The 9953-nt window shown below is 52.2% G+C and carries 8 protein-coding genes; 4 read left to right on the forward strand and 4 right to left on the reverse strand.

All coding sequences use genetic code 11. From position 1 onward, the window contains the following. Positions 1 to 14: 14 nt before the first annotated feature. Together ACRZ91_RS19085 and ACRZ91_RS19090 are read left to right on the forward strand one after the other, a co-directional pair. Positions 15 to 1304 (forward strand): aspartate aminotransferase family protein, encoded by a 1290-nt coding sequence (locus tag ACRZ91_RS19085; RefSeq protein ID WP_480907818.1) that lies wholly within the window; start codon positions 15 to 17, stop codon positions 1302 to 1304. A gap of 35 nt (positions 1305 to 1339) precedes the next feature. Further along, positions 1340 to 2233, forward strand: coding sequence for a phosphotransferase enzyme family protein (locus ACRZ91_RS19090; protein WP_480907820.1), 894 nt, complete (start codon positions 1340 to 1342; stop codon positions 2231 to 2233). A gap of 60 nt (positions 2234 to 2293) precedes the next feature. Here ACRZ91_RS19090 and ACRZ91_RS19095 read toward each other — a convergent pair whose 3' ends face one another. Genes ACRZ91_RS19095 through ugpB form a run of 4 tightly spaced genes read right to left on the reverse strand, consistent with a single transcriptional unit; the run spans position 2294 to position 6459 of the window. Continuing rightward, on the reverse strand, positions 2294 to 3349 hold the full coding sequence (locus tag ACRZ91_RS19095; RefSeq protein ID WP_170543870.1) for a sn-glycerol-3-phosphate import ATP-binding protein UgpC: 1056 nt from the start codon (positions 3347 to 3349) through the stop codon (positions 2294 to 2296). Between the two features lie 3 nt (positions 3350 to 3352). Further along, positions 3353 to 4189 (reverse strand): sn-glycerol-3-phosphate ABC transporter permease UgpE, encoded by an 837-nt coding sequence (gene ugpE / locus ACRZ91_RS19100; RefSeq protein WP_170543896.1) that lies wholly within the window; start codon positions 4187 to 4189, stop codon positions 3353 to 3355. A gap of 20 nt (positions 4190 to 4209) precedes the next feature. Then, positions 4210 to 5091 (reverse strand): sn-glycerol-3-phosphate ABC transporter permease UgpA, encoded by an 882-nt coding sequence (gene ugpA / locus ACRZ91_RS19105; RefSeq protein ID WP_010443484.1) that lies wholly within the window; start codon positions 5089 to 5091, stop codon positions 4210 to 4212. A gap of 57 nt (positions 5092 to 5148) precedes the next feature. Beyond that, the gene (gene ugpB / locus ACRZ91_RS19110) at positions 5149 to 6459 is read right to left on the reverse strand and encodes a sn-glycerol-3-phosphate ABC transporter substrate-binding protein UgpB (protein WP_010443485.1); all 1311 of its coding nucleotides are present in this window, start codon (positions 6457 to 6459) and stop codon (positions 5149 to 5151) included. A 181-nt stretch (positions 6460 to 6640) separates the two neighbouring features. Between ugpB and ACRZ91_RS19115 the strand changes: the two genes are divergently transcribed. Both ACRZ91_RS19115 and ACRZ91_RS19120 read left to right on the forward strand, forming a co-directional pair. Then, entirely contained in the window at positions 6641 to 7555 is a 915-nt protein-coding gene (locus ACRZ91_RS19115; protein ID WP_480907823.1) for a LysR substrate-binding domain-containing protein, read from the forward strand. Between the two features lie 260 nt (positions 7556 to 7815). Further along, a complete protein-coding gene (locus ACRZ91_RS19120; protein WP_480907825.1) occupies positions 7816 to 9792 on the forward strand; it encodes a bifunctional 2',3'-cyclic-nucleotide 2'-phosphodiesterase/3'-nucleotidase in 1977 nt (658 codons plus the stop codon). The last annotated feature ends 161 nt before the right edge of the window (positions 9793 to 9953 follow it).

Genomic DNA, 9953 nt, shown 5'->3' on the forward strand with positions numbered 1-9953 from the left:
CTGGAGGGTAAAAATTGACCAGATCGAACGCTGAGTTGATCGCAGATCGCGCCCGACTGCTGGGTCCGAATGTCTCCACATTTTATGACAACCCAGTTCACATCGTGAAGGGCGAGGGTGTTTGGCTGTGGGACGCCGACGGGCGCAAGTATCTGGATTGCTACAACAATGTGCCACATGTTGGGCATTGCAACCCGCGCGTGGTCGATGCGATTTGTCGTCAGGCCAGTACACTGAACACTCATACGCGTTATCTTCATGACGGCATTCTCGACTATGTCGAAAAGCTGACCAGCACCGTGGATGACCATCTGGATACCGCCATTCTGACCTGCACTGGTTCCGAGGCCAACGATATTGCCTTGCGAATGGCCGAAAGTATGACCGGCAAGCGTGGAATCATCGCAACAGATGCGACTTATCATGGCAATACCTCACTCGTCAGCCAGCTTAGCAAATCAAATGTTCCGACGGTTGGGTTTGGCCTTGGTCAATTTTTTCGTTTTGTCGGTGCGCCAGACAGCTATCGCAACCCTGATCCCGAGGGGATGAGATTTGCAGAATCTGTAGCTGAACAGATTGCCGAGCATGAAAAATCAGGTATCGGGTTTGCCGCATTGGTTGTCTGCCCGTATTTTCTGAACGAAGGTTTCCCGGATAATCCGGACGGTTGGCTGAAGCCTACTGCCGAGGTTGTGCGTAAGGCAGGTGGCCTGCTGATTTGCGACGAAGTTCAATCCGGGTTTGGTCGTACAGGCACGCATATGTGGGCGCATCAGAAGATGGGCGTGGTACCGGATGTCATGACATTGGGTAAACCGATGGGGAATGGCCATCCGATCGGAGGGGTTGTCACCAACTCGGAAATCCTGGGAACATTCAGAAAAGGTTATCGCTATTTCAATACGTTCGGGGGCAACCCGGTCTCTTGCGCTGCAGCCATGGCCGTATTGGAGGAAATCGAGGACAAGCACCTGCTTGAAAACGCCAGAAAAGTCGGCGCGCACGCTCGTATGAGGATGACTCGATTAGCGAAAAAGCATGAGTTCATTGGTGACGTACGCGGTTCAGGTCTGATTTTCGGCGCCGAGATGGTACTGGATCGGGAAACGAAGCAACCCGCCAGTGCATTCACAGATCGAGTAATCAATGGCATGCGGGAACGGGGCGTCATTCACTCAAAGCTGGGGCGGCATAAGAACACGCTGAAGATACGTCCACCGATGCCGTTCTCGATCGAGAGCGCAGATCTTTTGTTTGATACGCTGGACGAAGTTCTGGCCAAAACTCCGCTAGACGCATGAATTTGGCGGTTAATCGGGCGTTGGAGCTATGGGGGATGCAGGGTGCATCTTACCATTTGATCGCGGCCCGTGAAAATCAGGTTTTCCGCGTCGATATCAATGGTTCCTCTTATGCGCTGCGATTGCATCGAGCGGGGTATCGTACCAATGAGGAATTGCGATCGGAACTACAGTGGATGGATGCGGTTTCGCGCGGCGGATTACATGTGCCAGCACCGATTGCCTCGGCGTCAGGAGATTTTCTGCATATCGTTGATGGGGTCCAAATTGACGTTTTGTCCTGGCTGAACGGTGCGCCAATGGGCGCAACGGGTCAGCCGCTGGGGACGAAAGACCGAACCTCACTATTCCTAGGCATCGGGCGTGAAATGGCGCGGTTGCATGACGTTTCGGACAGGTGGGCGTTACCTGACGATTTTGACAGATGTTCCTGGGATCGGAATGGACTGCTGGGGGATAACCCGTTGTGGGGCAGATTCTGGGAAAACCCGACTTTGTCTGCCGAGGACCGCGAATTGTTTGAGGCTTTGCGCGGAAAGATGGCGACCGAATTGACCCAACTGGAAGATACGTTGGACTACGGTCTGATCCATGCGGATTTGGTGCGCGAAAACATTCTGGTTGATGGAGATCGTCTTCAACTCATTGATTTTGACGACAGTGGCTTTGGGTTTCGCCTGTTTGATCTGGCTACGACATTACTCAAGAATTTGCAGGAGCCAGACTATCCTGAATTAAAAGAGGCTTTGCTTGCGGGTTACCGGTCTGAACGACCCCTGGATGACAGCGCGCTTGATCTCTTTTTATTGCTGCGTGCGGCGACCTACATGGGTTGGGTAATCGACAAACTGTCGGAAGAAGGCTCTGAACTCCGAAATCAGAGATTCATTGATACAACACGCAAGCTTGCGCTTCGGTATCTGGGTTAGGGGTGCTTTGTGCACCGACATATTGAGTGACCAACGACCATAAAACCGCCCAGAGGGCCATCAAACCTCAAGTCGCTTACCGGTATCCGGATCAAACAGGTGCATCTGCTCGGGGGCGACCGAGAACCTTACCGCAGGATGCCGCCCTTCGATTGGGTGTACGCCGGGGAGGCTGGCCGTGATCACATCTTGGCTGCCTGTCAGGCGACCGTGTAGCAGCGTATTTGCGCCCAAAGGTTCAGCCATCTGAATTGCGGCTTCCAGCGGGCCATTTTCATCCATTGACAGGTGTTCTGGCCGGATTCCCAGTTTTACAGAGGTATCTGGGCCTTGAGATGGACCAATTTCCACGCCTTCAATTTTGATCACTCCACCTACACGCTGCGCGTCAAAGATATTCATCGCGGGACTGCCGATGAATTGAGCCGCAAACAGGGTTTTTGGGGATTCATAGACGTCCAGAGGTGTACCAATTTGCTCGGCGATCCCGCCGTTCATTACGATCATTCTGTCTGCCATCGTCATGGCTTCGACCTGATCATGTGTGACATACAGGGACGTAATCCCCAGCTTTTCCTGAAGCTCGCGGATCTCCAGGCGCATTTGAACGCGTAGTTTCGCATCAAGGTTTGAAAGCGGTTCATCAAAAAGGAACACGGCTGGTTCACGAACGATGGCGCGTCCCATTGCAACCCGCTGCCGCTGCCCGCCCGACAACTGTCTGGGCTTTCGGTCTAGCAAAGGTTCTAATTGCAACAGCTTTGCTGCTTCGGTCACCTTTTGATCGATCTCCGCCTTAGGTAACCCGGCAATTTTTAGTCCATATCCCATGTTCTGGCGTACAGACATATGCGGGTATAGCGCATAGTTTTGGAATACCATCGCGATATCCCGATCCATCGGTTCTTTGTCATTTGCCCGCTCGTCTCCGATGCGGATTTCACCCGAAGTCACGGTTTCAAGACCTGCCACCATGCGCAAAAGCGTGGATTTGCCACATCCTGAAGGCCCGACGATAACGATGAATTCGCCGTCTGCGATATCAATGTCGATACCATGAATGACGTCTGTGGTGCCAAAGCTCTTTTTGACGTTTTCTAGGGTTACAGTTGCCATTTCTTACTTCTCGCTATCGACAAGGCCGCGAACAAACAGTTTTTGCATCGACACCACCACAATGACCGGTGGGATCATGGCCAATATCGAGGTTGCCATGATGACGGGCCATTCGGCCACATCATCGCCGGATGGGAACATCTGTTTGATGCCCATCACAATGGTATTCATCTCGGGATCCGTGGTGATGAGCAACGGCCATAAGTATTGGTTCCAGCCATAAATGAAGAGAATGACGAACAAGGCCGCGATGTTGGTTCTGCTCATCGGCACTACAATGTCGACGAAAAACCGCATCGGCCGCGCACCGTCTACCCGCGCCGCTTCAGCAAGTTCATCCGGGATTGTCAGAAAGAATTGCCGGAACAGGAAAGTGGCAGTGGCTGAGGCGATCAATGGGAAAATCAGCCCGGAATAGCTGTTTAGCATGCCAAAACCCGCCACAACTTCGAATGTTGGAACAATCCGTACTTCGACAGGTAACATCAGTGTCAGAAAGATCAGCCAGAAGAAGGTCGTTCGCCCCGGGAAGCGGAAGTAGACGATTGCAAAGGCCGACAGAAGTGAGATCACAATCTTGCCAACGGCAATACCGATAGCCATCACCAGACTGTTGAACAGCATGGTAGCGACGGGCACGTTTACGCCGGCAAAAAGGGCTGCTCGGTAGTTCTCCCAAAATTGATCACCCGGCCAGATCGGCATAGGGGGCGAGACGATTTCAGGCTGGGATACTGTTGAGGCAACAAAAGCCAGCCAGATCGGAAAGAATATGATCAGGACGCCCAGGACCATAAAGGCGTGGGTTAGCCAGATACCCGCGCCTCGTTTCTCGACCATTCCGTGTTGCTGGGCCGCCATCAGTAATGCACCCTTTTTTCGACGTATTTGAACTGGATCACCGTTAGCAAACCAACCACGATCAACAGGATGACGGATTGAGCCGACGAAGACCCGAGATCTTGCCCGACGAACCCATCGGAAAACACCTTGTAGACCAGGATCGTTGTTGCTTGTTGCGGACCACCTCCGGTGATTGTGTGGATAACACCGAATGTCTCAAAAAACGCATAGACGACGTTGACCACCAGCAAAAAGAAGGCCGTTGGCGACAGCAGTGGCAAAACAATTGTGAAGAACCGGCGCCAGAAATGCGCCCCATCGATTGCGGCTGCCTCGATGACTGACTTTGGCACGGATTGCAGCGCCGCAAAGAAAAACAAAAAGTTATAACTGATACGCCCCCACGCGGATGCGACAACGACCAGCCCCATTGCTTCGGCGTCATTCAGAACGTGGTTCCAATCATAGCCGAGTTGGCCAAGATACCAGGAAACAACTCCGACGCGTGTGTTGAACATGAAAAGCCAAAGCACACCAGCAACAGCTGGTGCGACTGCGTAGGGCCAGATTAACAAGGTACGGTAAACACCTGAGCCTTTGATCAACCTGTCGGCAATGACTGCAAGAAAAAGTGCCGGAATCATCGAGCACAAGGTGACAAGCGTCGAAAAGATCGCGGTTGTTAAGAAGGATGCACGATAGAATTTGTCGCTGAGAAGGAATTCAAAGTTGCCGAGCCCGACGAATTGAGATGACAGCCCGAACGGGTCAGGAATAAACAGCGACTGCCAGATTGCCTGCGCCGCTGGATAGAAGAAAAATATGGCAGAGACGATCACCTGAGGTGCGATCAGAAGCAGGGGCAGCAACCAACCCCGAAAGGTGACGCGTTTTTCCAATTTAGTGTCCCACCAAAAAAGAAATGCGGGCCGTTAAAGGCCCGCATGATATCATTTTTATTGATTGGCTGATTCAAACCGGCGCAACAACGCGTCGCCACGTTCCTTAGCGCTGTCCATAGCTTCCTGAGCCGTCTTGTCACCAGACCAGATGGCCTCGAGCTCTTCGTCAATGATTCCGCGAATCTGGTCGAATGACCCCAAACGCAGACCTTTTGAGTTTGCGGTTGGTTCTTTCGCAGTCATCTGAATTACCGCGATATCTGTGCCGGGATTGTCTTCATAGAATCCTGCCGCGCGGGTTGCATCTCCCGCTTCTGCAGTAATCGGAAGATAGCCGGTATTCTGGTGCCAATTGGCCTGTACATCTGACGATGACAGGAAGCTCAGGAACTCTCCAACTCCTTTGTAGGCTTCGGGGTCGTGCCCTTCCATCACCCACAGGGAGGCACCACCGATAATGGTGTTCTGAGGTTCGGCTGTAACACCTTCCCAATAGGGCAGGGGCCGCACGTCAAAATCGAACTCAGCTTCCGAGCTGATGCCCGCGTAGCCCGCCGAGCTTTCTGTGAACAAGGCGCATTCTCCGGCGCGGAAGTTGGCTCCACCTTCGTTTCTGCGACCGGTGTAGATGAATTTACCGTCCTTGGCCCAATCACCCATTGCGCTTAGGTGGGCCACTTGCACCGGACCATTCAGCATCAATTCGGTGTCCAGACCGGCAAAACCATTATCTTTCGATGCAAATGGTACATCGTGATAGGCTGACATGTTTTCCAAGTGAACCCAGCTTTGCCAAGCAGTGACAAGCGGACATTCTTCACCTCCTGCCTTTAATTGATCAAGAACCTCGCCAACTTTTTCCCAAGTGGAAAGATCGGTATCAGGATCGACTCCTGCTGCCTCCATCGCATCGCGATTGACCCAAAGAACGGGTGTGGAAGAGTTGAAGGGCAATGACAACATGTCGCCATCGGTAGTGGTATAATACCCTTTTACAGCGCCGATATACGCGTCGGGATCAAATGACGCGCCACTTTCGGCCATCACTTCATAGACTGGTTTGATGGCGCCTTCAGCCGACATCATTGTTGCGGTGCCAACTTCGAATACCATCAGAATGTGGGGCTGTTCGCCAGCGCGGAACGCGGCGATACCTGCATTCAGCGTTTCCGAGTAATTACCTTTGTGGCTTTCAACCACGACAAACTCGTCCTGGCTGGCGTTGAATTCTTCAACCTGGGCTTTCACCAGATCACCAAGTCGGCCGGTAAAGGCGTGCCAGAACTGGACTTCGGTTTGAGCCATTGCCGCTACAGGGGACAAGGCAGTTGCTACGGCGAGAGCGCCGAAAAATCTCTTTTTCATGATTCCTCCCATGCATCAGGTTCGATGCTTCGTTGAATACCGACCGCTACGGGTAAACGGCACACATGACGATTTCACGACGTTAGCGTTACAGAAATATAATTCAAGACCTTAGTATTGATAAAAAAAATAACACGGCATTATATTCGTGAGCGAAAAACTGGGAAATACTGGTTCAAACATGCGACAAACCCTGAGAATCAGACAGCTTGAAGCCCTTATGGCAGTGACGACCAATGGATCGATCACTTCTGCAGCCACTGATCTTGGGGTCAGTCAGCCAGCTGTGAGCCGATTAATATCTGATCTGGAGAAGTCACTTGGGTTTCAGCTTTTTGATCGCCGCGAGGGGCGGTTAGTGCCGACGCAGGAAGTTCGGTATTTGCAGCCCAGCGTAGAGCGTGTTCTGGAACTGATGAAGCAGATCACCGACGTCAGTCAGGACATCACGCAACGAAAGGCGGGACATATTCGCGTCGCTTGCCTGCCCGGATTTGCAACCAGCCACCTGCCGCAAGTTGTCGCCGAATTTCTGAAAGACCGCCCCGGCGTCACCATGACAATCGAGCCGGATCGGCCCGAGCGCATTCTTGAATGGATGATCGGTGAGCAATATGATTTTGGGATCACCGACAGTTTTATCAGCCACCCTGCCGTGCAAAATACAGATGTGCAGTTACGCACGGTTTGTGTATTTCCGAGCGGTCACGAGCTGGAAAGCGTTTCGGAAGTTACACCCAAAGAGCTTGAGAACGAGAAAGTCATTCACACCCGCCGTGATAGCGACTTTTTTGCGCGCCTATCGAAAGCGTTCCAAAGCGCAAATATCTCATTGAACTCTCACGTCGAGGTCAGGCAATTTACAGCAGCTTGTGAACTCGCCTTAAGAGGCGTGGGAGTCTCAGTAGTGAGCGAACTGGATGCGGTTCAATATGCCCATCTTGGACTGTGCTACAGGCCATTCGTACCGGTGTTACCTCATACACTTTCCTTAGTGCGCCCTATATTGAAACAACCATCTTTGGTAACTTTGGAATTTATCGAACAGTTCAGCGAAAGCTTGAACCCGTTTCGCGTCAAATCGATTATGCGCTGATCGCTAAGGACTTGTAATTCGGGGGTGTTTGTCGATTTGCCATGTAACTGCCTGCGCTTCATCAGTTTTGGTCTGGCTAATGCCACAAAATAAATTCCAAATTGAGACCTTGATGAGCTTTACGCTCTTAGGGTTTGTCGGCACAGTATCGTCAATCTTAACCATAGTTCGATGCTTGATCGGCTTAGGTGATCTTTATTCATCTTTGTTACAATCGCCATCTACAAAGCGTTTCGAACATATTTCCAGAAAGGTGTGATATGCCCTTTTCCAGCAGTAAGCTCTCTCGCCGTAAGTTTCTTGCCACAACGACAGCCAGTGCAGCTGCGATTACTCTGCATCCGTTCTCTGCGTCTGCTGCCAACAATCAGGCTCATCTGAGGATCATGGAAACAACAGACATCCATGTGCATGTTTTCCCTTATGATTACTATGCAGATAAACCACGGGACACTGTGGGCCTGTCACGCACGGCATCTATTATCAACGACATCCGATCAGAGGCGACTAACTCGCTTCTTGTTGACAATGGCGACTTTCTGCAGGGCAATCCGATGGGTGACTATATCGCCTATGAGCGCGGAATGAAGGCGGGTGACAGCCACCCGATTATCACTGCATTCAACACGGTCGGCTACGATGCTGCCACCTTGGGCAACCACGAGTTCAATTATGGTCTGGAGTTTCTTGATAAAGCGCTTGCCGGGGCCGACTTCCCAGTGGTTCTGGCCAATATTGCCAAGAAAAAAGGGGCCAGCCCGCGCGATGACGAAACTCTGGTGAAGCCCTATGCCATTCTTGATCGCGAGATTGAAATGGGGGACGGCGCCAAACATCCGATCAAGATCGGCGTCATCGGTTTCACTCCGCCGCAGGTCATGAATTGGGATCGCAAACACCTTGAAGGCAATGTCGAAGCCCGCGATATCGTCGAGACAGCGCAGGCTTACGTACCCGAGATGAAAGAGCAAGGCTGTGATCTGATCCTAGCACTTTCGCATTCAGGTATAGGTGATGCCGATCATTCGGAAGGAATGGAGAATGCCTCGGTCGTTCTTGCCGGTGTTGACGGTATCGATGCCTTGGTCACCGGGCACAACCATTTGGTCTTCCCATCTCCAACATTTGCGGACCGTCCCGGTATTGACGTGAAAACCGGAACTTTGATGGGTAAGCCCGCCGTCATGGGTGGATTCTGGGGATCGCATCTTGGCCTGCTTGATCTGTTGCTGGAACGAGATGGTAACGCCTGGCGTGTGGTCACCACCACTTCCGAGGCGCGGCCGATCTCCAAACGCAACGAAGATCGGTCAATAACTGCGCTGGTCGGAGATGATCAAAAGGTTCTCGACTCGGTGGCGAAAGATCACGACGAAACGCTGGCCTACGTCCGCCGCGCTGTGGGTAAGACTTCGGCCCCATTGCATAGCTATTTCGCATTGGTTGCCGATGATCCGTCTGTGCAGATCGTTTCTATCGCGCAGAAATGGTATGTCGAAGAGATGATGAAAGGCACCGAGCACGAGGGTCTGCCAATCCTTTCGGCAGCGGCGCCATTCAAGGCTGGCGGCCGTGGCGGCCCGGAATACTACACTGATGTTCCCGTCGGTGACGTTGCGATCAAGAACGTGGCCGATCTTTATCTTTACCCAAACACAGTTCGTGCCGTACGGGTAAACGGGGCGCAGGTTCGAGGCTGGCTGGAACGTTCGGCGGGCATGTTCAATCAGGTTGAGGTAGGTTCTGAAGACGCGATCCTGCTGAACCCGGAATTCCCATCATATAATTTCGATGTGATGGACGGTGTGACCTATCAGATCGACCTTTCACAACCGTCCCGCTTTGGTCCAAAAGGCGAAGAACTTAATCCAGATGCAGCCCGGATCGTGAACCTTGCCTTTAATGGTGCACCGGTCACGGATGACATGGAGTTCATTATCGCCACCAATAACTACCGAGCATCGGGCGGGGGCTCTTTCCCCGGCGCAAAGGGTGACACAGTTGTTTTTGAGGCTCCGGACACCAACCGGGATGTCATCGTCCGCTATATTGTCGAGCAGGGTACAATTGATCCTAAAGCAGATGCCAACTGGTCATTTGCGCCGCTCACCGACACGACCGTATTGTTTGAAACCGGGCCAAAAGCGCGGGACTACATGAATGATGTTAAAGGCGTTGTCATCGAAGATGCGGGAGAAGGTGCAGATGGCTTTGCAGCATTCCGCATTAAGCTCTGACCTGTACGAGATTAAAAAACCCCCGCTTTTTTGGCGGGGGTTTTGAGAGTTTACTCTGCGGCTTCTTCGTATTCTGACATTGGAGGGCATGTGCAGATGAGGTTTCTGTCACCGTATGCGTTGTCGACGCGGTTGACGGGGGACCAGTATTTGTCGACGCC

It is taken from the genome of Ruegeria sp. O11 (genome assembly GCF_056535285.1).